17 protein-coding genes are annotated in these 22,335 nt (G+C 70.2%); 10 read left to right on the top strand and 7 right to left on the bottom strand.

All coding sequences use genetic code 11. The features are described 5' to 3' along the window. Nucleotides 1-28 precede the first annotated feature (28 nt). Nucleotides 29-2,341, bottom strand: a complete 2,313-nt coding sequence (locus tag ACFWBQ_RS05705) for an MMPL family transporter (RefSeq protein WP_385484347.1) — start codon at nt 2,339-2,341, stop codon at nt 29-31. A gap of 152 nt (nt 2,342-2,493) precedes the next feature. On the opposite strand from ACFWBQ_RS05705, the gene ACFWBQ_RS05710 reads away from it, so the two are divergent. The 3 genes from ACFWBQ_RS05710 to ACFWBQ_RS05720 all read left to right on the top strand — a co-directional run bounded on the left by ACFWBQ_RS05710 (nt 2,494) and on the right by ACFWBQ_RS05720 (nt 6,139). Then, nucleotides 2,494-3,204, top strand: a complete 711-nt coding sequence (locus tag ACFWBQ_RS05710) for a TetR family transcriptional regulator (RefSeq protein WP_385484350.1) — start codon at nt 2,494-2,496, stop codon at nt 3,202-3,204. 86 nt (nt 3,205-3,290) lie between these two features. Beyond that, entirely contained in the window at nt 3,291-3,596 is a 306-nt protein-coding gene (locus ACFWBQ_RS05715) for a heavy-metal-associated domain-containing protein (RefSeq protein ID WP_385484353.1), read from the top strand. A 155-nt stretch (nt 3,597-3,751) separates the two neighbouring features. Continuing rightward, nucleotides 3,752-6,139 carry a heavy metal translocating P-type ATPase gene (locus ACFWBQ_RS05720; protein ID WP_385484356.1) on the top strand — a complete coding sequence of 796 codons (2,388 nt, stop codon included), beginning with the start codon at nt 3,752-3,754 and terminating at the stop codon, nt 6,137-6,139. A gap of 540 nt (nt 6,140-6,679) precedes the next feature. Here the strand turns inward: ACFWBQ_RS05720 and ACFWBQ_RS05725 are convergent. Next, nucleotides 6,680-7,969: a citrate synthase gene (locus tag ACFWBQ_RS05725; RefSeq protein WP_385484359.1), complete on the bottom strand. Its 1,290-nt coding sequence runs from the start codon at nt 7,967-7,969 to the stop codon at nt 6,680-6,682. A gap of 197 nt (nt 7,970-8,166) precedes the next feature. Next, the gene (locus ACFWBQ_RS05730) at nt 8,167-10,398 is read right to left on the bottom strand and encodes an ATP-dependent RecD-like DNA helicase (RefSeq protein WP_385484361.1); all 2,232 of its coding nucleotides are present in this window, start codon (nt 10,396-10,398) and stop codon (nt 8,167-8,169) included. A 114-nt stretch (nt 10,399-10,512) separates the two neighbouring features. On the opposite strand from ACFWBQ_RS05730, the gene ACFWBQ_RS05735 reads away from it, so the two are divergent. Then, a complete protein-coding gene (locus tag ACFWBQ_RS05735; RefSeq protein ID WP_385484364.1) occupies nt 10,513-11,019 on the top strand; it encodes a DUF6584 family protein in 507 nt (168 codons plus the stop codon). Between the two features lie 182 nt (nt 11,020-11,201). Then, nucleotides 11,202-11,939 (top strand): class I SAM-dependent methyltransferase, encoded by a 738-nt coding sequence (locus ACFWBQ_RS05740; RefSeq protein ID WP_385485015.1) that lies wholly within the window; start codon nt 11,202-11,204, stop codon nt 11,937-11,939. Nucleotides 11,940-12,286: 347 nt separating this feature from the next. On the opposite strand, the gene ACFWBQ_RS05745 is transcribed toward ACFWBQ_RS05740, so the two are convergent. The 3 genes from ACFWBQ_RS05745 to ACFWBQ_RS05755 are packed head-to-tail and all read right to left on the bottom strand — an operon-like array spanning nt 12,287 to nt 15,407. Then, on the bottom strand, nt 12,287-13,120 hold the full coding sequence (locus ACFWBQ_RS05745) for a sugar phosphate isomerase/epimerase family protein (RefSeq protein WP_385484367.1): 834 nt from the start codon (nt 13,118-13,120) through the stop codon (nt 12,287-12,289). After that, entirely contained in the window at nt 13,117-14,259 is a 1,143-nt protein-coding gene (locus ACFWBQ_RS05750; RefSeq protein ID WP_385484370.1) for a dihydrodipicolinate synthase family protein, read from the bottom strand. Before ACFWBQ_RS05750 ends, ACFWBQ_RS05745 begins: the two co-directional genes overlap by 4 nt. Then, nucleotides 14,256-15,407, bottom strand: a complete 1,152-nt coding sequence (locus tag ACFWBQ_RS05755; RefSeq protein WP_385484373.1) for a Gfo/Idh/MocA family protein — start codon at nt 15,405-15,407, stop codon at nt 14,256-14,258. Before ACFWBQ_RS05755 ends, ACFWBQ_RS05750 begins: the two co-directional genes overlap by 4 nt. 110 nt (nt 15,408-15,517) lie before the next feature. Between ACFWBQ_RS05755 and ACFWBQ_RS05760 the strand changes: the two genes are divergently transcribed. Together ACFWBQ_RS05760 and ACFWBQ_RS05765 are read left to right on the top strand one after the other, a co-directional pair. Next, a complete protein-coding gene (locus ACFWBQ_RS05760; RefSeq protein ID WP_385484376.1) occupies nt 15,518-16,585 on the top strand; it encodes a LacI family DNA-binding transcriptional regulator in 1,068 nt (355 codons plus the stop codon). A gap of 57 nt (nt 16,586-16,642) precedes the next feature. Beyond that, nucleotides 16,643-17,431 carry a sugar phosphate isomerase/epimerase family protein gene (locus ACFWBQ_RS05765; protein WP_385484379.1) on the top strand — a complete coding sequence of 263 codons (789 nt, stop codon included), beginning with the start codon at nt 16,643-16,645 and terminating at the stop codon, nt 17,429-17,431. 3 nt (nt 17,432-17,434) lie between these two features. On the opposite strand, the gene ACFWBQ_RS05770 is transcribed toward ACFWBQ_RS05765, so the two are convergent. Then, nucleotides 17,435-18,397, bottom strand: coding sequence for an EamA family transporter (locus ACFWBQ_RS05770; protein ID WP_385484382.1), 963 nt, complete (start codon nt 18,395-18,397; stop codon nt 17,435-17,437). Between the two features lie 99 nt (nt 18,398-18,496). Between ACFWBQ_RS05770 and ACFWBQ_RS05775 the strand changes: the two genes are divergently transcribed. From ACFWBQ_RS05775 to ACFWBQ_RS05785, 3 genes are all read left to right on the top strand, one after another. Continuing rightward, a complete protein-coding gene (locus ACFWBQ_RS05775) occupies nt 18,497-19,405 on the top strand; it encodes a LysR substrate-binding domain-containing protein (RefSeq protein WP_385484385.1) in 909 nt (302 codons plus the stop codon). Between the two features lie 320 nt (nt 19,406-19,725). After that, the gene (locus ACFWBQ_RS05780; RefSeq protein ID WP_385484388.1) at nt 19,726-21,573 is read left to right on the top strand and encodes a glycoside hydrolase family 3 protein; all 1,848 of its coding nucleotides are present in this window, start codon (nt 19,726-19,728) and stop codon (nt 21,571-21,573) included. Between the two features lie 107 nt (nt 21,574-21,680). Beyond that, nucleotides 21,681-22,295 carry a hypothetical protein gene (locus ACFWBQ_RS05785; protein WP_385484391.1) on the top strand — a complete coding sequence of 205 codons (615 nt, stop codon included), beginning with the start codon at nt 21,681-21,683 and terminating at the stop codon, nt 22,293-22,295. Nucleotides 22,296-22,335 lie beyond the last annotated feature (40 nt).

The raw sequence follows: 22,335 nt of genomic DNA on the forward strand, positions 1-22,335 counted from the left end.
GGATCCGGTCTGCTGGATCCGGGCGAATCTACGCTTCGGCGGTGACCTTGTCCCGCTCCTGACCTCCCGCCCCGGGTGTCTCCGGTATCCCGGGTGTCCTTGGCATCCCGGGTATCTCCTCGGCGTCCCTGTCCTCGCAACGGGTCTGCGCAGGCTCCCCCTCGCTCAGCCCGAACCGCTGATGGAAGGCGCGCAGCGGCGCGGGGGCCCACCAGGTGACCCGGCCCATCAGCTTCATGACCGCGGGCACGAGCAGGCTGCGCACCACCATGGCGTCCATCAGCACGGCCAGCGCGATACCGAGCCCGAGCATCTTGGTGTTGGTCACCCGCGAGGTGCCGATAGCCACCATCACCACCGCCAGGATCACGGCGGCCGCGGTGATCAGCCCGCCGGTGTGCCGCAGTCCGAACGCCACCGAGTGCTCGTGGTCACCGGTGCGGTCGTACTCCTCCTTGATCCGGGAGAGCAGGAACACGCCGTAGTCCATGGAGAGACCGAAGGCGACGCAGAACATCAGCACGGGCAAGGTCGTCTCTATGTCACCCGTGCTGGTGAAGGAGAGCACCCCGGACAGATTCCCGTCCTGGAAGACCCAGACCACCGCTCCGAACATCGCGGTCAGGCTCAGTGCGTTGAGCACCACCGCCTGGATCGGTATCAGCACGCTGCCGGTGAGCAGGAAGACCAGCAGCAGCGTCACCACGGCGATGATCCCCACCGCCCAGGGCATCCGGTCGGCGATGGCGTCCTTGGAGTCGACCAGGACGGCTGCCGTGCCGGTCACCGAGGTGTCGAACGGTGCGGGCACGGCCCGGAGATCCTGGACGACTTGCTGGGCCCCCTGCCCTACGGACTCCCCCTCGGGCAGCACACCGAAGTACGCGGCCCCGTCAGCCGTGACCGGGCCGTCCACCCGCTGCACTCCGGGAAGCGCAGCGATCCTGGTGCGGAAGTCGGCGTACTGGGCGGGGGTCGCCGTGCCTTCGGCGAGCACTTCGAGGCCGCCGCCCGGACTGCCGGGGAAGCCGTCCCGTATGTGCTCCTGGACGACGCGGGACTCGGCGGTCGCGGGCAGCTGGCGGTCGTCCGCCGTGCCGAACTTCACCCCGAGGAACGGCAGCCCCAGGAGTACGAGCCCGACCGTGGTGACGACGGCGAAGACCGGCGCCCTGCGCATCACCAGCACCGCGAAGCGGGCCCACCCCGTGCCCGAGCCGTCGGACACGCCGCCCGCACCGTCTGCCGCATCCGCCCCGGCAGGCTTGCCCCCGGCGCGGCGCCGAAGCAGCCGCCGAAGGTCCAGGGAGTTGACCCGAGGCCCGAGCAGCATCAGCGCAGCCGGCAGCAGAATCAGGGCCGCGGCTGCAGCCAGCAGCACCACGGCGATGCCCGCGTAGGCGAAGGAACGCAGGAAGTACTGCGGGAAGACCATCATCGCCGCCAGCGACACCGCCACCGTCAGCGCGGAGAAGAGCACCGTGCGTCCCGCGGTGCGCAGTGTGGCTCCGATGGCCGTACGGGTGTCCGCCCCTGCAGCCAGCTCCTCGCGGAACCTGCGCACGATGAACAGGGCGTAGTCGATGGCGAGTCCGAGGCCGAGAGCCGTGGTGAGGTTCTGGGCGAAGACCGAGACGTCGGTGAACTCGGTGATGCCTCGCAGCACCGCGTTGGTTCCCAGGATCGCGACGATGCCGACGGCGAGCGGCAGCAGGGCGGCGATCGCACTGCCGAAGACCATGACCAGCAGCACCAGCGTCACCGGAAGAGCGATGAGCTCGGCCCGCAGCAGGTCCTCCTGGATGATCGTCTGCATTTCGTGCCGTACGGCGACGGGTCCGCCGACGGAGACCTCCACCGGGCCGTGCACACCCCGGAAAGCGGGGGCTATGCGGTCGAGGATCTCACCGGCCGCCTTCTCGTCACCCTCGATCCGCGCGGCGACGATCGCTTCGTGGCCGTCCTCGGAGCGCAGGGCGGGGGACCCGCTCTGCCAGTACGAGCCGACGCCGGTGATCCCCTTCTCACCGGCCAGCCGCTCGGTGAGCCGGGCCGCCTCCGCGGCCACCGCCGGGTCATCGACGGAGGCGCTCCCGCTGTCGACGAGCAGCATCAGGTTGGGCTGCGAAGCGGGGAACTCACGCTCGAGCACCTTGGTCGTATAGGTCGACTCGGCATCGGGATCCTCCCAGCCTCCGCTGCCCATCCGGTCGGCCACTCCACTTCCCGCGAACACGGCGAGCGCCGTGATGACCAGGGCGGCCAGCAGCGCAAGCCGTGGCCGCGCGGTGACGAAGCGCGTCCAGCCCCCGACGCGCTCCGGGCTGTTGACTTCGGACATGGTGCGGTGTCCCCTTCACCCAGACCCGGGCCGCACAGGGCAGCATGGGTCAGCCATTGCCACTTACACTGGCAAACACGAGTCATCGCTCGCGTTTCCCAAGAATGCGAGCGACTTCTCGCGTTTGTCAACCGCGTCTGGAAAGCTGGGGATTGACCGTGTCGGAGGCCAGGGCCGAAGAGGCCACCTCGCCCGCCCGGAGCGCCAAGGAAGCCGGGGCCGCCCGGCCGCGCCGCCGCCAGGCACGCGGCGAGGCCCGCATCGCCCAGCTGCTCGATGCCGCCGCGAGCGTCTTCTGCACCAGCGGCTACAACGGCGCCAGCACCAACGCCATCGCCCGCGAGGCCGGCGTCTCCCCCGGCACGCTCTACCAGTTCTTCCCCAACAAGGAGGCCATCGCCGTCGAGCTCGGCGAGCGGCTCATGCACCGCTGGCGGGAGACGTACGGCGCCGCGTTCGTCCCCAGCCACATGGAGCTCCCCCTCGACCGGATGCTGGAAGCGATCCTCGACCCCCTGATCGCCTTCAACTGCGAGAACCCGGCCTTCGCGGTCCTCACCCACGGCTCCGAGATCCCCGGCGTGATCACCCAGGAACACGACATCCTGCACGCCACGATGACCACCAGGACCGAGCAGCTCATCGGCGCCTACCTCCCGGAGCTCCCGGCCGGCCAGGTCACCCGTATCGCCGCCATGTCCTTCGTCCTCTTCAAGGCCGGACTTGACCTGGTCATGTCCCACGAAGGAGACGAACGGGAGGCGTACATCAGGGAGTTGAAGACAGTGATGTACCGCTACCTGGAACCGCTGGTCTGCGAGGGGCCCATCGGGGTGGCGACACAGGAAAATGATACCCCCTAGGGGTATAGTGTGCGATGGGTGGGGCGAACCGGCTTCCGGTGTTGCCTCACGCCACGTCCATGTGTGCTTGCGAAGAGGAGAACGTCATGACCGCCGAGACCGAGACCCCCCGGACCGCCGGCTCCTGCTGCTCGTCCACCGGCTCCTGCCACGACGGGACGGCCGATGTCCAGGTGGGCGGCGTCACCACCGTGTACGAGGTGAAGGGCATGACCTGCGGACACTGCGAAGGAGCCGTCTCCGAGGAGATCTCCGGGATCGAGGGGGTCAGCTCGGTGGAGGCCGAGGCCTCCACGGGCCGGGTGACCATCGTCTCCAGGGCCCCGCTGACCGAGGACGCCGTGCGCGCCGCGGTCGACGAGGCGGGCTACGAGCTCGTGGGCCCGGCCTGAGCCGGCCCGGCCCGATACGGCCTGCGGCACTCTCGGAACAGGTCCTCCAGCGGACCCGCACCGACGCACCGTCTTCCCCTCGGGCCGATTCCCTCACCAGATGCGGCAGATACTGGTAGGGAGCGGCCCGACCTGCTTTACCCAGGAGTCCGGACATGGCCAGCACCACAGCAGCCGCGGCCCCGGCGGCGGAGACCTCCGAGGCCGAGCTCACGATCGGCGGGATGACCTGCGCCTCCTGCGCGGCCCGCGTCGAGAAGAAGCTCAACCGGATGGACGGTGTCACCGCCACCGTCAACTACGCGACGGAGAGGGCCCGCGTCTCCTTCGGTTCCGCAACCGCGCTCGACGACCTCGTCGCCACCGTCGAGAAGACGGGCTACACGGCTCAGCCCGTACCCCGCCCGGCCCCCGTGCCTCCAGCAGCCCCCGGCTCCCGTGGCGGGAAACCCGCACAGGACGGGGAAGCCGCCGAAGACGGGGGACCCACGGCAACCGCGCAAGGCGGGGAGGCCGGCGCAGCGGACCGGGACAGCGAAGGTGCCCAGGACGCAGCCGACCGTACGGCCGCCGACGCCCTCGCCGCACTCCGTCAGCGCCTGCTGGTATCGGTGACACTCGCCGTACCGGTCGTCCTGATGGCCATGGTTCCCGCCCTGCAGTTCGACAACTGGCAGTGGCTCTCCCTCACCCTCGCCGCCCCGGTCGTCGTCTGGGGCGGGCTGCCCTTCCACCGCGCCACCTGGACCAACCTGCGGCACGGTGCGGCGACCATGGACACCCTGGTGTCGGTCGGCACCCTCGCGGCGTTCGGCTGGTCGGTGTGGGCACTGTTCCTCGGTGACGCGGGCATGCCGGACATGCGGCACGGGTTCGATGCCACCGTCTCCCGCTCCGATCCCGCCTCCACGATCTATCTGGAGGTGGCGTCCGGAGTCATCGGGTTCATCCTGCTGGGCCGCTACCTGGAGGCGCGGTCCAAGCGGTCGGCGGGTTCCGCCCTGCGTGCGCTGATGCATCTGGGCGCGAAGGACGTGACTGTCCTGCGCGGCGGTACGGAGGTACGCATCCCGGTCGGCCGGCTCGCCGTGGGCGACCGTTTCGTCGTCCGTCCCGGCGAGAAGATCGCCACGGACGGCACCGTCGTCGAAGGGTTCTCCGCCGTCGACGCCTCGATGCTCACCGGTGAGTCCGTGCCGGTGGACACCACCACGGGCGATTCCGTGGCCGGAGCCACGCTCAATGTGTCCGGACGGCTGGTCGTCGAAGCCACCCGCGTCGGCGCCGACACCCAGCTGGCCCGGATCGCCAGGCTCGTCGAGGACGCCCAGAACGGCAAGGCGGCGGCCCAGCGTCTCGCCGACCGGATCTCGGCGGTCTTCGTCCCCGTCGTCCTGCTGATCGCCCTGGGCACCCTGGTCGCCTGGCTGCTCGCCACCGACGACATCACGGCGTCGTTCACCGCGGCCGTCGCCGTCCTGATCATCGCCTGCCCCTGCGCCCTGGGGCTCGCCACACCCACCGCCCTCATGGTCGGCACCGGACGCGGCGCCCAGCTCGGCATCCTCATCAAGGGCCCCGAGGTTCTGGAGACCACCCGCCGCGTCGACACGATCGTCCTCGACAAGACCGGCACGGTCACCACCGGCCGGATGACCCTCGGGCGCGTCCGCACCGCCGCCGGTACGACCGGGACCGACGTCCTCCGCCTGGCGGGCGCCCTCGAGCACGCCTCCGAACACCCCATCGCCCAGGCCATCGCCACCGGAGCGGCCGACCGCACCGCAGCTCCTCTCCCCTCCCCCACGTCGTTCACCAACGTCCCCGGCCTCGGGGTACGCGGCACCGTCGAAGGACATCAGGTGCTGGCGGGCCGTCCGAAGCTGCTCACCGACGCCGGGATCGCGCTCACGCCGCCGCTGGCCGCCGCCATGGCGGACGCCGCGAGCCAGGGCCGTACGGCCGTCGCCGTCGCCTGGGACGGCGAGGCGCGGGGCGTGCTGGAGGTTGCCGACGCGGTGAAGGAGAGCAGTGCCGCGGCCGTCGCGGAGCTGCGCGCCCTGGGCCTCAGGCCGATTCTGCTGACCGGTGACAACCGCGCCGTCGCTGACGCGGTGGCACGCGCGGTCGGGATCGACGAGGTCCATGCGGAGGTCATGCCGCAGGACAAGGTGGAGGTCGTCCGGCGCCTCCAGGCCGAGGGGTGTTCCGTCGCCATGGTCGGTGACGGGGTCAACGACGCCGCGGCGCTCGCCGTCGCCGATCTGGGCCTGTCGATGGGCACCGGGACGGATGCGGCGATCGAGGCGGGCGACCTCACACTCGTTCGTGGAGATCTCAAGGTGGCCGCTGACGCAATCCGGCTGTCACGGCGTACGCTGTCGACCATCAGAAGCAACCTCTTCTGGGCCTTCGGCTACAACGTGGCCGCACTGCCTTTGGCTGCGTTCGGGCTGCTCAGCCCCATGATCGCGGGTGCGGCGATGGCGTTTTCGTCGGTCTTCGTCGTGACGAACAGTCTGCGGTTGCGCTCCTTCACGTAATTTCCACAAAGAGACTTAGATCACACCGATTCGAGGGTAACCATCTGATGGGTTGGTGAGTCTAAGAGTGCGATGCCAAGGATGTCTTGGGGGACGTCCACTGGAGTGTCTTGGGGGACGCTCCTGGCACGCGTTGGCCGGGGCACGTGCACCGGGGAGCTTTGAGCGGCCCTCCCGTGCGTACGTACCCCGGCAGACCGCACAGCAGGACCGAACTGAATACGCACCACCAGCACAACAACGGGAGCCTCGGCTCCCTGCAGACGCCCGGCCGGATCCCGTGGGGGGAATCCGCTCCGGGATATGGGAAGCGCCCTGTCCGTCGACCCGTGGGGGGATCGACGGCGGGGCGTTTCTCGCACCCTGACATCGCCTTGGCGCACTCTCGCTCCACGACAACCTCATGACGCAGGGCGCCGCAGAGCCCCGGAACGCCGAATCGCCCCGGACACCGCGCTCTGATCAGCGAGCGCGGTACGCGGGGCGAAGGCAGTCGGCCGAAGCGGCCGGGTACTACAGCAGTTCGTGCGGGAGCAGGCTTCAGCGGCCCTCGACCGGGACGAAGTCGCGCAGGACCTCGCCGGTGTAGATCTGGCGCGGGCGGCCGATACGGGATCCCGGCTCCTTGATCATCTCGTGCCACTGGGCGATCCAGCCGGGGAGCCGGCCGATCGCGAAGAGCACGGTGAACATCTCGCTCGGGAAGCCCATGGCCCGGTAGATCAGACCCGTGTAGAAGTCCACGTTGGGGTAGAGGTTGCGCGAGACGAAGTACTCGTCGGAGAGCGCGTGCTCCTCCAGCTTGAGCGCGATGTCGAGCAGCTCGTCGGACTTGCCGAGCGACGAGAGCACGTCGTGCGCCGCGGCCTTGATGATCGTGGCGCGCGGGTCGAAGGACTTGTAGACCCGGTGGCCGAAGCCCATCAGCCGGACGCCGTCCTCCTTGTTCTTCACCTTGCGGATGAAGGAGTCGACGTCGCCGCCGTTGGCCTGGATGCCCTCGAGCATCTCCAGCACCGACTGGTTGGCGCCACCGTGCAGCGGGCCCCACAGGGCCGAGATGCCGGCGGAGATCGAGGCGAACATGTTCGCCTGCGAGGAGCCGACCAGACGCACGGTGGAGGTCGAACAGTTCTGCTCGTGGTCCGCGTGCAGGATGAGCAGCTTCTCCAGCGCCGAGACGACGACCGGGTCCGGCACGTACTCCTGGGCAGGGACCGAGAAGGTCATGCGCAGGAAGTTCTCGACGTAGCCGAGGTCGTTGCGCGGGTAGACGAACGGGTGACCGATCGACTTCTTGTACGCGTACGCCGCGATCGTCGGGAGCTTGGCCAGCAGCCGGATCGTCGAGAGGTGACGCTGCTCCTCGTCGAACGGGTTGTGGCTGTCCTGGTAGAACGTGGACAGCGCGCTGACGACCGAGGACAGCATGGCCATCGGGTGGGCGTCGCGCGGGAAGCCGTCGAAGAACCGCTTGACGTCCTCGTGCAGCAGCGTGTGCTGGGTGATCTCGTTCTTGAAGTCCGACAGCTCGTCGACCTTGGGAAGCTCACCGTTGATCAGCGTGTAGGCGACCTCGATGAACGTCGAGCTCTCCGCGAGCTGCTCGATCGGGTACCCGCGATACCGCAGGATGCCCTGCTCGCCGTCGAGATAGGTGATGGCGGATTTATACGCGGCCGTGTTGCCGTATCCGCTGTCCAACGTGACCAGGCCCGTATTGGCCCGGAGCTTCCCGATGTCGAAGCCCTTGTCGCCGACGGTGCTGTCGATCACCGGGTAGGTGTACTCGTCATCGCCGTACCGCAGTACTACAGAGTTGTCGCTCACGTCATCCCTCACCGACGTAGTGCCTCTTCTTCGAGGTGCCCTGACTGTCTCCACCCTCCCCCATTTGGCTCAGGAGAGTGCACTCGGGGTCGTCCATTGGACCTACTGACGGCACTGAGTGCCGCCAACTTACTCATCCTGCCCCCTGTCATCCGGTTCCGGAAGGCCTCCGTGATGTTTCCCACCGTTTTGATCGATCATTTTTCGGCGAAGTCTTCGACCAGCACCCCACGGAGCCGGAAATCCAGCCCCGTACAGCGCCTGCCAGCGGAAACCGTGCGGACCGCCTGGCCGATGGCCTTGCGTGAACCGACCAGTACGACAAGCTTCTTGGCCCGTGTCACCGCCGTGTACAGCAGATTCCTCTGAAGCATCATCCAGGCACTGGTGGTCACAGGGATGACGACCGCCGGGTACTCGCTGCCCTGGGATCGGTGGATCGTCATCGCGTAGGCGTGGGCGAGCTCGTCCAGCTCGTCGAAATCGTACGGAATCTCCTCGTCCTCGTCCGTGAGGACCGTCAGCTTCTGCTCGTCGATGTCGAGGGCGGTGACGACGCCGACCGTGCCGTTGAAGACGCCGTTCTCCCCCTTCTCGTAGTTGTTGCGGATCTGGGTGACCTTGTCACCGACCCGGAAGACCCGGCCGCCGGACCGCTTTTCGGGCAGATCGGGGCGGCCGGGCGTGATGGCCTGCTGGAGCAGCCCGTTGAGATGACCGGCACCCGCCGGCCCGCGGTGCATCGGGGCGAGAACCTGCACGTCACGGCGGGGATTCAGGCCGAACTTGGCGGGGATACGGCGGGCCGCGACGTCCACGGCCAGCACCCCGGCGTCCTCCGTCTCGTCCTCCACGAAGAGGAAGAAATCGCTCAGCCCCTGGGTCAGCGGCGGCACCCCCGAATTGATCCGGTGGGCGTTGGTGACGACGCCGGACTGCTGGGCCTGACGGAAGATCGTGGTCAGGCGGACGGCCGGCACCGGGCCGCCCTCGGCGAGCAGATCCCGCAGGACCTCCCCCGCGCCGACCGAGGGCAGTTGGTCGACATCGCCCACCAGCAGGAGATGGGCACCGGGTGCCACCGCCTTGACGAGTTTGTTGGCAAGCAGCAGATCGAGCATCGAGGCCTCGTCGACGACCACCAGATCGGCGTCCAGCGGACGGTCACGGTCGTACGCGGCGTCTCCCCCGGGCTTCAGCTCCAGCAGCCGGTGCACGGTGGACGCCTCGGCGCCGGTGAGCTCCGAGAGCCGCTTCGCCGCCCGTCCGGTGGGCGCTGCCAGCACCACCTTCGCGTTCTTGGCACGGGCCAGCTCGACGACGGACCGGACCGTGAACGACTTGCCGCAGCCGGGGCCGCCGGTGAGGACGGCCACCTTCCGGCTGAGCGCGAGCCGGACGGCCGCCTCCTGCTCGGGGGCCAGAGTGGCCCCCGTGCGCTGCGCGAGCCAGGCCAGCGCCTTCTCCCAGTCCACGTCCTGGAAGGCCGGCATCCGGTCCTCCGGCGTACGCAGCAGGCGCTGCACCTGGGCGGCGAGGGAGATCTCGGCGCGGTGGAAGGGCACCAGGTATACAGCGGTGACGGGCAGCCCGTCCTCGGGGCCCGGCACCTTCTCCCGCACGACACCCTCCGGGTCCTCGGCGAGCTCGGCGAGACAGTCGATGACGAGCCCGGTGTCCACCTGGAGGAGCTTCACCCCGTCCGCGATGAGCCGCTCCTCGGGCAGGAAGCAGTGCCCCTGGTCGGTGGACTGCGACAGCGCGTACTGGAGCCCGGCCTTGACCCGCTCCGGACTGTCGTGCGGAATACCGACGGCCTGGGCGATGCGGTCGGCGGTGAGGAACCCGATGCCCCAGACGTCGGCGGCCAGCCGGTAGGGCTGGTTCTTCACGACGGAGATCGAGGCGTCCGCGTACTTCTTGTAGATACGGACGGCGATGGAGGTCGAGACGCCCACGGTCTGCAGGAAGACCATGACCTCCTTGATCGCCTTCTGCTCCTCCCAGGCCGCGGCGATCATCTTCGTCCGCTTCGGGCCGAGGCCGGGCACCTCGACGAGCCGCTCGGGCTGCTGCTCGATGATGTCCAGGGTGTCGACGCCGAAGTGGGTGGTGATGCGGTCGGCCATCACCGGTCCGATGCCCTTGATCAAACCGGAGCCGAGGTAGCGGCGGATGCCCTGGATCGTGGCGGGGAGGATCGTCGTGTAGTTCTCGACGGTGAACTGCTTACCGAACTGCGGATGGGATCCCCAACGGCCCTCCATACGCAGCGACTCGCCGGGTTGCGCACCGAGCAGCGAACCGACGACGGTGAGCAGATCGTTGGCACCGCGTCCGGTATCGACGCGCGCGACCGTGTACCCGTTCTCCTCGTTGGCGTACGTGATCCTCTCCAGGACCCCTTCGAGTACGGCCGTGTTGGACATGCGACGACGTTACCGGTCGGCGCCGACAGCCGGACGGGTCGCCCTTCCTCGGGGGCGGCCGGAGCGGTGGTTAACCGTTCGTGCGGACGTCGCCCGGTGGCCGATGATGTGCACATGGCACTGACCGACACCCTGGCGCGCGTGGACGCCGACCTCGCCGCCGGCCGCATACCCATGGCCCGCATGCGGCTTCGCGGGCTGATCCAGGCCTACCCCACGAGTGCGGAGGTGCGCCGGCGTCTGGCGGAGACCTACCGCCTGTACGGCGAACCGGAGCAGGCGGGACGGTGGATGTACCTGGAGGAGGACCGGGATCCGGCGGAGACGGCCGCTTTCGAGGACCGGTACCACCTGCCTGTCCGCCGCATGCATGCACTGGCCTGGCGGGGGCACGAATCACTGGCCGGATCCGCTTTCGCCGAAGCGCAGTTGGCCGCTGTCCGCACCGCCTGCTCCCAGTCGCTGGGCCGCGCCGTCGACTGGGACACGGACACGTTCACCGGCAGGGAGGAACCGGAGACGGGCACCGTGCGCCATGTCGCGGGGTGTGTGGCGGCGGTCGTCCTGGTGGCTGTTTTCCTGGCGATCTGGGTGAACGGGCTGATCGACCTCTTCGACTGAGTCCGGGACGCCGGTCCGCCCACAGCTGTCGAGCATCCCTGGCGACAACGGCACCTCGTCAGGAAGCAACCGCCCTTGTCAGGACCCTCGCCGAGGAGCTCGAGCATGCACACCGGATTCCGGGGACGAACAGCCTTCCCCAGCGCCGTCGCGAGCGGGCGTACAACCGCATGACCGGTCCCGTGGTCGACGAGTTCGGCCATCCACGTCTCGCAGCGGTCTACGATCCGCTCGACCCCGACCGCAGCGACCTCGACGCGTACCTTCGGATGGCCGAGGAGTTCGGGGCGCGCCAGGTGCTGGACATCGGCTGCGGAACGGGCGTGTTCGCCCTGCTGCTGGCCGGTCGCGGGATCGAGGTCGTCGGCGTCGACCCCGCACGCGCCTCCCTCGATGTGGCGCGGGCCAAGCCCGGCGGCGAGCGGGTGCGCTGGATCTGTGGTGACGCGTCGGCGCTGCCCCCGCTGCGGGTCGACCTCGTGACGATGACCGCGAACGTCGCCCAGCAGATCGTCGGTCCGCAGGCGTGGCGGACGACCCTGCGGAAAGCCTACGAAGCGCTGCGACCCGGCGGGCGCCTGGTCTTCGAGACCCGGGATCCGGCCCGGCGGGCCTGGGAGGAATGGAACCGCGAGACCTCGTACGGGGTGACGGAGATCCCGGGTGTCGGCGCGGTCGAGAGCTGGGTCGAGCTCATCGAGGTGAAGGGGCCGCTGGTGACGTTCCGTTGGACCTATGTGTTCGCCGCGGACGGTCAGGTACTGACGTCGGATTCGACGTTGCGCTTCCGTGAGCGTCAGGAGGTCGGGGTGGAGCTGGCCGCGCAGGGGTTCGCGGTGGAGGACGTCCGAGAGGCGCCCGACCGGCCGGGCAGGGAATTCGTCTTCCTCGCACGGCGTCCGGAGGCCGTGCGGACCTGAGGCTCCCCCGGGGCACCGGCCGCCGCGTAAGGGTCCAGCTCGTCGTCGCCTCTGACCCGCGGACACCGTGCCGGTCTCGTGGAGGAGCGCGTCGATGCGCCTGCAGGTCGCCGATGAATCGCTCGTACGGGACTCCGGCGGTGGGCTCCGCCGCGGCGCAGACGTTCCAGGAAAGCGGAATGGGGTCCGGCCGCCAGGCCGGACCCCCCTCGCTGTCCCCCTCCGTCGGGTCTTCCCGATCCCCCCGGACCCCTCCCCGGAAGTCCCGACGCTGAGTACGACAGGGGAGGGTACGGAAAGGTTGTACGCCTTGACGTTCTCTTTACCGATGGCTACCGAGAAGGCTCTCAGCAGGCATGTTCCAGGTAGCGGGACGCGACCTCGGCCAGCACCTCGGCGCCGTCCCGCGCCCACAGGTCCTCGTTGAAGATCTCGACCTCGATCGGCCCGTCGAAGCCGGTGGCCTCGACCTGCTGACGTATGGCCCGGAAGTCCACGCACCCGTCGCCCAGTTGGCCCCGGCCCACCAGGACGCCCGCCGGAAGCGGAGTGATCCAGTCGGCCAGCTGGAAGGAGTGGATCCGGCCGCCCGCGCCCGCCCGGGCGATCTGTGCGGGCGCCTGGTCGTCCCACCAGATGTGGTACGTGTCGACGACCACGCCGACCTGCTCGGCCGGGAAGCGTTCCGCGAGGTCGAGGGCCTGGGACAGGGTGGAGACGACGCAGCGGTCCGAGGCGAACATCGGGTGCAGCGGCTCGATCGCCAGCCGTACGCCCCGCTCCTGCGCGTACGGGCCCAACTCGCCCAGCGCGTCGGCGATCCGCTCCCGGGCGGCGTACAGGTCCTTCTCTCCGGACGGGAGTCCGCCGGAGACCAGGACCAGGGTGTCGGTGGACAGGGCCGCGGCCTCGTCGACCGCCGCCCGGTTGTCGTCCAGGGCGCGGGCCCGCTCGGCGGGGTCGACCGCGGTGAGGAAGCCGCCCCGGCAGAGGCTGGTGACGGTGAGGCCCGCGTCCTTCACCAACTGTGCGGCGCGCTCGACTCCGTACTCCTGTACGGGGGCCCGCCACAGGCCGACCTGTCCGATGCCCGCCTTGACGCAGCCCTCGGTGAGCTCGGGCAGGGACCACTGCTTGATGGTCTCCTGGTTGATGGAGAGGCGGGAAAGGGCGGCGCTCATCGTGCTCCTCCGTGGACGGCCAGCACGGCGCGCATCCGGGTTTCGGCCAGCTCCGGGTCGGGGAACAGGCCGAGGCGGTCGGCGAGTTCGTACGCCGTCGCCAGGTGCGGCAGCGAGCGTGCGGACTGCAGGCCGCCGACCATCGTGAAGTGGTCCTGGTGGCCCGCCAGCCAGGCGAGGAAGACCACGCCCGTCTTGTAGTAGCGGGTCGGGGCCTCGAAGAGGTGGCGGGACAGCTCGACCGTCGGGTCGAGGAGGGCGCGGAAGCCCTCGACGTCCCCGGTGTCCAGGACCCGTACCGCATGGGCGGCCAGAGGGCCCAGCGGGTCGAAGATTCCGAGCAGGGCGTGGCTGAAGCCCCGGTCGTCCCCGGCGATCAGCTCGGGGTAGTTGAAGTCGTCGCCGGTGTAGCAGCGCACCCCGCTGGGAAGACGGCGCCGGACGTCGATCTCGCGCTCGGCGTCCAAGAGCGAGATCTTGATGCCGTCGACCTTGTCCGGGTGTTCCGCGATGACCTTCAGGAAGGTGTCCGTGGCCGCGTCGAGGTCCGGGGAGCCCCAGTAGCCCTCCAGCGCGGGGTCGAACATCGGGCCCAGCCAGTGCAGGACGACCGGTTCCGTGGCCTGGCGCAGGAGATGGGCGTACGTCTCCAGGTAGTCCTCGGGGCCCTTCGCCGCGGCGGCGAGGGCGCGGGAGGCCATCAGGATGGCCTGGGCGCCGCTCTCCTCGACGAGGGCCAGTTGCTCCTCGTACGCCGCACGCACCTCTGCGAGCGGCGCCGGGCCGGTGAGCTGGTCGGTGCCGACACCGCAGGCGATCCTGCCGCCGACCGACTTCGCCTCGGCGGAGGACCGGCGGATCAGTTCCGCGGCGCCCGCCCAGTCCAGGCCCATGCCGCGCTGCGCGGTGTCCATCGCTTCGGCGACACCCAGGCCGTGCGACCAGAGGTGGCGGCGGAAGGCGAGGGTGGCGTCCCAGTCGACGACGGCGGGAGCGTCGGGGCTGACGTCGGCGTACGGGTCGGCGACGACGTGGGCGGCCGAGAAGACCGTACGGGAGGCCAGCGCCGCGCCGCCCGGTGCGAGGTCGAGCGGGGTGGTGCGCGGCTCGTACGGGCCCTGCGGGAGGTGGATGGTCACAGGTTCAGCTCCGGCACGTCGAAGCGGCGGCCCTCGGCGGACGACTTGAGGCCGAGCTCCGCGAGCTGGACACCGCGGGCGCCGGCCATCAGGTCCCAGGTGTAGGGCTCGTCCAGGACGATGTGGCGCAGGAAGAGCTCCCACTGCGCCTTGAAGCCGTTGTCGAAGACGGCGTTGTCGGGGACTTCCTGCCACTGGTCGCGGAACGGCTCGGTGACCGGCAGGTCCGGGTTCCAGACCGGCTTCGGGGTGGCCGAGCGGTGCTGGACGCGGCAGTTGCGCAGTCCGGCGACGGCGGAGCCGTGGGTGCCGTCGACCTGGAATTCGACGAGCTCGTCGCGGTTGACGCGGACCGCCCAGGACGAGTTGATCTGGGCGACGGCGCCGCTCGCCAGCTGGAAGGTGCCGTACGCGGCGTCGTCCGCGGTGGCGACGTAGGGCTTGCCCTGCTCGTCCCAGCGCTGCGGAATATGCGTCTGCACGTGCGCCGATACGCTCGTGACCTGGCCGAACAGCTCGTGCAGCACGTACTCCCAGTGCGGGAACATGTCGACGACGATGCCGCCGCCGTCCTCCGCACGGTAGTTCCAGGACGGCCGCTGGGCATCCTGCCAGTCGCCCTCGAAGACCCAGTAGCCGAACTCGCCGCGCACGGAGAGGATCTCGCCGAAGAAACCGCCGTCGATGAGGCGCTTCAGCTTCAGCAGGCCCGGAAGGAAGATCTTGTCCTGGACGACGCCGTGCTTGATCCCGGCGTCGCGGGCGAGGCGGGCCAGATCCAGGGCGCCCTCGACGTCCGTGGCGGTGGGCTTCTCGGTGTAGATGTGCTTGCCTGCGGCAATCGCCTTCTTGATCGCCTCGACACGGGCCGAGGTGACCTGGGCGTCGAAGTAGATGTCGATCGATTCGTCGGCGAGAACCGCGTCCAGGTCGGTCGACCACTCGGTCAGACCGTGCTGTGCGGCAAGCGCCTCCAGCGCGTGGGCGCGTCGGCCGACGAGGACGGGCTCGGGCCACAGCACCTCGCCGTCGCCGAGGTCGAGGCCGCCCTGCTCGCGGATCGCGAGGATCGAGCGCACCAGGTGCTGCCGGTATCCCATGCGCCCCGTGACGCCGTTCATGGCGATGCGCACTGTCCTGCGTGTCACGAAGTTCCCTCCATAAAGCCGTAGCAAGCGCTTTCTATTTGGTATGACGCTAGCCTGCCGACAGCGGCCCGGACAAGAGGGGCCGCGCCACAACTCCTCGGAGGAGAGCGATGACAGTCACCCTGGCGGACGTGGCGGCTCGCGCCCGGGTGTCCCCGGCCACCGTGTCCCGCGTACTGAACGGCAACTACCCGGTGGCCGCATCCACCCGGGAACGGGTCCTGCGTGCGGTCGACGACCTCGACTACGTGCTGAACGGCCCTGCCAGCTCGCTCGCGGCCTCGACGTCCGACCTGGTCGGGATCCTGGTCAACGACATCGCCGACCCCTTCTTCGGGATCATGGCGGGGGCCGCACAGACCGAGATCGGCGGACCCGGTGACGGATCGGGCCGCGCGGGCGGCGAGAAGCTCGCCGTCGTCTGCAACACCGGCGGCTCCCCCGAGCGTGAACTCACCTACCTCACCCTGCTCCAGCGCCAGCGCGCCGCAGCCGTCGTCCTGACCGGTGGCGCCCTGGAGGACCCGGCCCACCAGGCCGCGATGTCCGCGAAGCTGGCGAAACTCGCGGACGCCGGTACCCGCATCGTGTTCTGCGGACGGCCCCCGCTGCCGGACACCGACGCGGTCGTGGCCGCACTCGCCTTCGACAACCGGGGCGGCGGGCGGCGGCTCACCGAGCACCTCGTCTCGCTCGGCCACCGGCACATCGCGTATGTCGCAGGGCCACTGGAGCGCACCACGACACGGCACCGCCTGGAGGGCCACCGTGCGGCGATGAAGGCGGCGGGGCTGTACGGGGACGAGGAGCGGCTCACCGTCCACGGCCCGTACGACCGGCAGTCCGGCTACGAAGCCACACTCGAACTCCTACGCAGAGAACCGGATGTGACGGCGGTCGTCGCCGCCAACGACACGGTGGCACTGGGTGCCGGTGCGGCGATCCGGGACCGTGGGCTCCGCATCCCCGAGGACGTCTCGGTGGCGGGCTTCGACGATCTGCCGTTCTCGGTGGACGCGGTACCGGCCCTGACGACCGTAAGGCTGCCGCTGTTCGAGGCCGGGGCGCGGGCCGGCCGGCTGGCCATGGGCAAGGAGAAGCCGCCGGCCGGGGGCATAGCGACGATCTCGGCGGAACTGATGGTCCGCGGCTCGACGGCGCCGCCGCGGGTGGGGTGAGGGTTCCCTTACGGAAACGGGGGTACCGATCAGGCCGCACCGACGAAAGGACACACCGTGAAGCTCGCATTCTCGACCCTCGGAGTTCCCGGGATGCCCGTGGCCGAGGTGGTACGGCTCGCCGCCGGGCACGGATACCAGGGGGTGGAGCTGCGCACCCACCCCGAGGAGCCCGTGCACCCTGGACTCACACCGCTCGAACGGGCCGCCGTGGTCGAGGAGTTCAAGAGCGGCGGAGTCGAGATCCTGACCCTCGCCGGGTACGTACGGGTCGCCGCCGAGGGTGACGACGAGCGCGTACTGGCGGAGCTCGCCGAGCTGGTGGAGCTGGCCCGTGATCTGGGGGCGGAGAACGTCCGCGTGTTCCCCGGCGGCGGTGGCCAGGATCCCGCCGAGGCCGACGCGACCGCCGCCCGGCGGCTGGGCGCCGCGGCTCCGTACGCCGCCGACATGGGCGTACGCATCCTCCTGGAGACGCATGACTCGCACCGCGCCGGGGCCGACGTGGCCCGTGTGGTGGGGACCGTCGGGCACGGGCAGATCGGCGCGCTCTGGGACATCATGCACACCTGGCTGGCGGGCGAGGAGCCGGTGGCCAGCCATGCGGTGCTTGCCCCGCACCTGGGATACGTGCAGGTGAAGGACATCGCGTCGGCCGAGGACACCGAGCCGTTGGCCCTCGGGGACGGGGTGCTGCCGTTGAGAGCGTGCCTGGACACGCTGGACGCCGACAGCTGGGTCTGCTGGGAGTACGAGAAGCGCTGGCACCCCGACGCACCGGAGCTGCCGGGGCTGCTGGCCGGTGCGCGGGAGTACCTGCTGCGGCTGGGCGCACCGAAGCAGTAGCCCTCAGGCCCGCGCCGTCAGGGCGTCCGGTGTCTGCGGAGCGTCCGGTGTCTGCGGAGCGTCCGGTGCCTCCGGTGCCTGCGGAGCGTCCGGTGCCTGCGGAGCGTTCGCGCGCCGCCCGGCCAGGGACGTCAGTGCCACTCCGCCGACCAGCAGCGCCGCCGCACACCACCGCAGCGAACTCACCGACTCGTCGAGGAACAGCGCGGCCGAGGACATACCGAAGACCGGCACGAGCAGGGTGAACGGGGCCACGGACGAGGCCGGGTGGTGGCGGAGGAGGAAGCCCCAGGCCCCGAAGCCGAAGATCGTGGTGATCCAGGCGACGTACACGATGATTCCGACGCCGCTCCAGTCGAGCGCGGCCAACGCCTCCGCGTCGCGGTCCGGGCCCTCGAAGAGCAGGGACAGCCCGAGCAGCGGCAGTACCGGCACGGTCGACACCCACACCATGAAGTTGAGGGAGTCGGACGGGGCGGCCTTGCGGGTGAGGACGTTCGACACGCCCCAGCAGGCCGCCGCCGCGACGACCAGGACGAAGGCGAGCACGGGGCCGCCCGCCCCCTCGTCGACAGCGGCGACCCCGATGCCCGCGAGGGCCACACCCATCCCCAGCACCCGTACTCCGCCCGGCCGTTCGCCGAGCGCCAGGGCCGCGAACAGGGCGGTGAAGACGGCCTGGACCTGGAGGACGAGGGAGGAGAGCCCGGCGGGCATCCCGCGGTCCATGCCGATGAAGAGCAGCCCGAACTTGGCCACCCCGAGGACGAGACCCACGCCGATGATCCACTTCCATGCGACGGTGGGCCGGCCGACGAGGAACACGGCGGGCAGCGCGGCGACGAGGAAGCGCAGGGCGGAGAAGAGCAGCGGCGGGAAGTGGGCGAGGCCGACCTCGATGACGACGAAGTTCACACCCCAGACGGCGGCGACCAGCGCGGCCAGGGCGATGTGGAGAGGACGCATGCACCGATGATCGGATGCGGGGATTGTGTAGCACCAGCGCGAATCTCTTCATGGTTGGATTAAGCGCTGCTCATGCTTCCGCCCTCCCGGGAGGTTCCCGTGCTCGATCTGTCCCGGCTGCGCGCCCTGCACGCCATCTCCGTCCACGGCTCCGTCGCGGGCGCGGCCGCCGCGCTCGGCTACACGGCCTCGGCGGTTTCCCAGCAGATCACCAAGCTGGAGCGGGAGACGAGGACGACCCTTCTCGAGCGGCGCGGGCGCGGCGTGGCGCTCACCGAGGACGCACTCCATCTCGCCGCCACGGCGCAGCAGTTGCTGGCCATCGTGGAGCAGGCCGAGACGACGCTGGAGGAGCGCAGGGGGCTGCCGACGGGGCGGCTGTCGATCGGCGCGTTCGCGTCCGCTGCGCGGGGGCTGCTGCCCGGCGTGCTGGCGCAGCTGCAGCGGGAGCACCCCTCACTGGACGCGCGGCTGACCGAGGTCGATCCGCACCTCTCGGTCGACCTGGTGGCGAAGGGCGTGATCGATCTCGCGGTCGCACACGACTGGGACATCGCACCGCTGCCCGCGCCGGAAGGGGTGGCGCAGGCAGTGATCGGTGACGACCGGTGCGATCTGCTGGTGCCGGAGGGCCACGCGCTCACCGGTCGGTCGGCGGTGCGGCGCGAGGAGCTGGCCAAGGAGCGGTGGGTGTGCCAGCCACCCGGCACGGTGTGCCACGACTGGCTCGTACGGACGTTGCGGACGGCGGGGTACGAGCCGGACATCCGGCACCGGGCGGAGGAGAACCACACCCAGCTGGCCCTGGTCGCCGCGGGGCTCGGCGTGGCGATGATTCCGCGGCTGGGACGGGGGCCGCTGCCTCCGGGCGTGGTGGAGGTGCGACTGGATCCCGTACCGGTGCGGCGGTTGTACGCGCTGTGGCGTACGGAGGCCGCGCGGCGGCCGGCGATCACCGCGGCGGTGGCTGCACTTCAGGGGCGCGGCGCGGGGGCGGGACTGACGTAGCCGTCTCCCCTGAGGGCGAGACCGACGCAGCCGATTCCCCGGAGGGCGAGACCGACGTAGTCGACTCCCCCGGAGGGCGGACTGCGCAGGCGGCGCGGGAACCGACGTGGCGGCCTGCGAGGAGGCCGACGCGAAAGGGTGCTCGGTTCCTCCGGGGCAACCCGCGCCCCGCCGCACGGCACAGGTGGGGCCATGTCCGGGCATGTCCACCCCTCTTCCCGCGTGTCACTCCCTTTATCGGGCGGTCCTCTTGACTGGTAGTTACTTTCCATATATCCGTACCTTCTTGGAAGTTTCTTTCAGTACCGGAAGGAGCTCACGTGCACCACCGCACCTCCAGACGCACCCTCCTCACTGCCACCGCGGCCACCGTCGCCGCGGCAGCGACCGGCGTCGCCGCCGCTCCCGGGGCCGCCCAGGCATCCACGGGCACCTCCACGGACAGCCGCCTCAAGCGGCTCATCGCCCGGATGAGCCTGGAGGAGAAGGTCGGCCAGCTGTTCGTGATGCGGGTGTACGGGCACTCCGCCACCGCACCCGACCAGGCGGACATCGACGCCAACCTCACCGAGATCGGCGTGCGCACCGCAGCCGAGCTGATCTCCACGTACCACGTCGGCGGCATCATCTACTTCGCCTGGGCGCACAACACCCGCGACCCGCACCAGATCGCCGATCTGTCCAACGGCATCCAGCGCGCCGGGCTCGCCGGGCCCACCCCCCTGCCGCTCCTCGTCTCCACGGACCAGGAGCACGGGATCGTCTGTCGCGTCGGTGAGCCCGCCACGCTGATGCCGGGCGCGATGGCACTGGGCGCGGGCGGTTCACGCTCCGACGCGCGCACGGCCGGCCGGATCGCCGGGGCCGAACTGGCCGCGCTCGGCATCAACCAGAACTACGCGCCGGACGCGGACGTCAACGTCAACCCGGCCAACCCGGTCATCGGCGTACGCTCCTTCGGCTCCGACCCGGAGTCGGTGGCCGGCCTGGTCGCCGCGCAGGTGAAGGGCTATCAGAGCTCCGGAATCGCCTCCACGGCCAAGCACTTCCCCGGCCACGGCGACACCAGCACCGACAGCCACACGGGTCTGCCCTACATCCACCACACCCGCGAGCAGTGGGCGGAGCTCGACGCCCCGCCGTTCCGGGCTGCCGTCGCCGCGGGCATCGACTCGATCATGACGGCCCACATCGTGGTGCCCGCCCTGGACCCCTCGGAGGATCCGGCCACCCTGTCCCGGCCGATCCTCACCGGCATCCTGCGCGAGGAGCTCGGCTACGACGGTGTCGTGGTCACCGACTCCCTCGGCATGGAGGGCGTACGCACGAAGTACGGCGACGAGCGCGTTCCCGTGCTCGCCCTGCAGGCAGGCGTCGACCAGCTGCTGAACCCGCCGAATCTCTCCGTGTCCTGGAATGCCGTCCTGGCCGCCGTGAGGAGCGGCGAGATCAGCGAGGCCCGCATCGAGGAATCGATCCTGCGCATCCTGCGGCTGAAGTCGAAGCTGGGCCTGTTCCGGGATCCCTACGTCACCCACCGGGGCGTGGACCGCACCGTGGGCATCCGCACCCATCTCGCCACCGCCGACCGGATCGCCGAACACACGACCACGCTGCTCGCCAACACCGGTTCGCTGCTGCCGCTCTCCCGCCGCTCCCACCGGAACCTCCTCGTGGTCGGCGCCGATCCCGCCTCCCCGTCGGGCACCACGGGACCGCCGACCACGACCCTCGCCGGGGCGTTCAACGAGCTGGGGTACACGGCAACCGCCCTGTCCACCGGCACGGCGCCCGCCCAGGCGAAGATCGCCGAAGCGGTGGCCGCCGCACAGGGCAAGGACGCGGTGGTCGTGGGGACGTACAACGTCACCGCGACCAGTTCCCAGCGCACTCTTGTCAGCGCCCTCGCGGCGACCGGGGTCCCGGTGATCACCGTCGCGATCCGCAACCCGTACGACATCGCCCAGCTGGCCGGCACCGGTTACACGGCAAGCCTCGCCGCGTACTCCTGGACGGACGTCGAACTCCGGGCCGCCGCCCGTGTGATCGCGGGGCGGGCCGAGCCGAGGGGCAGACTGCCGGTCCCCGTACAGCGTGCGGACGTCCCCGCGCAGGCGCTGTACCCGGTCGGCTACGGACTGTCGTACCAGGCGTACGCCGCACCCTAGGCGTACCGACACCGAAGTGCGCAAAGCCCCCCGCACGCCTGGCGTGTGCCCGCTCCGGCGGGTCACGCTGGGTGTACGTCTTCACGGACGTATCGGGGGGGGCAGTCATGTGCGAGAAACGTGTTCCGAGGGTACTGCGCTTCCTGCTGCCCGCACTGGCGGCACTGTTCCTGAGCGCCTGCCAACAGCCCCTGGGCAGCGCCTCGCAGCCCGGGGCCGGCGGGCTGCGGGACAGTACCGCGCCGTCGGGCTACGGGGTGGTGTTCCTGGGGCCCGCCGACTGCAGTTCGCGCGGGGACGTGGTCCGCGAGGTGTCGTGCCGCAGCGAGAAGGCGGCGGCGCGGGTGCTGGCCCGGTACACCGGTGCGCCCTCGGAGGGTCCGGCCTGCCCGCCCTCGACCGATTTCGTGCTGCACATCTCGCAGAGCAGCCCCTCCCATGAGGCCACCGTGCCCGGCGGGTACGCGTGCATGCGCACTCTGGAGTCTCCGCATCCGGGCGATCCCGGGCAGGGAGGCGGCCCGCTGACCGTTGTCGGGGACTGCGTCTACAACTCGCGCAAGGGCGAGGTCAGGGAGACGGCCTGCGACGGATCGGGTGAGCAGCCACCGGAGTTCGAGGTCGGATCCGCTGTGAAGCGGCGCGGCCTGTGCCCGGACACGACGGATCTCTTCGTACAGCTGGGCGGGGACACGCCGGTGGGCTGCGCGCGCCGGGTGTGACCAACACCCGGTGCGCACAGCCCACTTCGGCATATCGGCC

Origin of the sequence: Streptomyces sp. NPDC060035, assembly GCF_042736635.1 — a bacterium.
Taxonomy (GTDB): domain Bacteria; phylum Actinomycetota; class Actinomycetes; order Streptomycetales; family Streptomycetaceae; genus Streptomyces.

Coding starts and splice junctions, on each gene's coding strand:
- ACFWBQ_RS05760 (WP_385484376.1), top strand. CDS start 15,518: ATGACAGTCACCCTGGCGGACGTGGCGGCTCGCGCCCGGGTGTCCCCG.
- ACFWBQ_RS05715 (WP_385484353.1), top strand. CDS start 3,291: ATGACCGCCGAGACCGAGACCCCCCGGACCGCCGGCTCCTGCTGCTCG.
- ACFWBQ_RS05705 (WP_385484347.1), bottom strand. CDS start 2,341: ATGTCCGAAGTCAACAGCCCGGAGCGCGTCGGGGGCTGGACGCGCTTC.
- ACFWBQ_RS05735 (WP_385484364.1), top strand. CDS start 10,513: ATGGCACTGACCGACACCCTGGCGCGCGTGGACGCCGACCTCGCCGCC.
- ACFWBQ_RS05720 (WP_385484356.1), top strand. CDS start 3,752: ATGGCCAGCACCACAGCAGCCGCGGCCCCGGCGGCGGAGACCTCCGAG.
- ACFWBQ_RS05785 (WP_385484391.1), top strand. CDS start 21,681: ATGTGCGAGAAACGTGTTCCGAGGGTACTGCGCTTCCTGCTGCCCGCA.
- ACFWBQ_RS05745 (WP_385484367.1), bottom strand. CDS start 13,120: ATGAGCGCCGCCCTTTCCCGCCTCTCCATCAACCAGGAGACCATCAAG.
- ACFWBQ_RS05730 (WP_385484361.1), bottom strand. CDS start 10,398: ATGTCCAACACGGCCGTACTCGAAGGGGTCCTGGAGAGGATCACGTAC.
- ACFWBQ_RS05770 (WP_385484382.1), bottom strand. CDS start 18,397: ATGCGTCCTCTCCACATCGCCCTGGCCGCGCTGGTCGCCGCCGTCTGG.